The sequence below is a fragment of the Desulfovibrio piger genome, assembly GCF_012843875.1.
Classification (GTDB): Bacteria; Desulfobacterota; Desulfovibrionia; order Desulfovibrionales; family Desulfovibrionaceae; genus Desulfovibrio.
In genome coordinates this window covers 1-1,055 of the sequence record NZ_JABAFY010000113.1, presented here as the reverse complement: position 1 = coordinate 1,055, position 1,055 = coordinate 1, and the positions used below count along the sequence as shown (strand labels likewise).

The 1,055-nt window shown below is 51.2% G+C and carries 1 protein-coding gene; it reads left to right on the top strand.

Annotated elements, in window-relative coordinates; all coding sequences use genetic code 11:
• Nucleotides 1-644, top strand: a 644-nt coding sequence (locus HF854_RS12370; RefSeq protein ID WP_168936554.1) for a tyrosine-type recombinase/integrase, incomplete at its 5' end; no start/stop codon positions are given.
• Nucleotides 645-1,055 lie beyond the last annotated feature (411 nt).

Below are 1,055 nucleotides of genomic sequence, written 5' to 3'. Positions count from 1 at the left end.
CGGGGATCACTGAAGCTCTGGAACCCAAAGGTCCGGTTCAGCATAGGGCCACGATCACGGATCCGAAGAAAATCGGTTACCTTCTCCGAGACATCGACGACTACCCCGGAAGTATCGTCACAAAGTACGCGCTGAAAATCCTCCCCTACGTTTTTGTACGCTCGCAAGAACTACGCCGTGCTCGCTGGGCAGATATAGACTTTCAAAAGCATTTGTGGGTGATTCCCCCTGAGCACATGAAAATGAAGCGGCTGCATGTTGTCCCTCTTGCTAGACAGGTGGAATACCTGCTCAAAGAGCTTCACACATGGACTGGAGGTGGAGAATTCCTCTTCCCCTCCCCTCAATCCAGAGCACGAGTCATCACTGACATGTGCCTGCTTAACGCTTTGCGTCGCGTAGGGTACGGAAAGGAAGAGCTCTGCATCCATGGATTCCGGGCAATGGCAAGTACGCTCCTTAACGAGCAAGGCTTCCGCGCGGATGTCATTGAGGCACAGCTTGCACACAGGGAAAAAAATGCGGTACGTGCGGCATACAACCACGCCCAGTACCTCCCCGAGAGAGCGAAGATGATGCAGTCCTGGGCCGATTACCTGGATGAGCTGCGGACCAGCGCTTGCCACAAACCATCGACAAAATAGGCCCAAGAAACACACCAACCAACTGATAATATACACTATTTATCTCAAAAGGTCGTTCTTCCAGTAAAGGAAAACGGCCTTTTTTTATTTTTTTCTAAACGTTTTTGCGGAGGCCCCCAATATCTTGTTGTCGCTTGGGGGCCGCGCGGTTCGGGAAGAAAAATATTTGCAAAATCTTTCGTTTTTTACTGAACGCCTTCCGGGGAGAGGCCAACCTTTCTTTAGCCGGCTGGGGCGATGCCCCCGAAAGAGAAACAGACGCGGAATGTTCTCCATTTTTTCCCTGGGGAAAAGTCTATCCCAACCGACGTTTCGAGGCGATGTAGCTGCCACAGATCTGCGGAAAACAGGGCCATAGCAGCGAAAAGGGCATATCTGCCATCAATCCTTTAACCCAGGAGCATCATTATG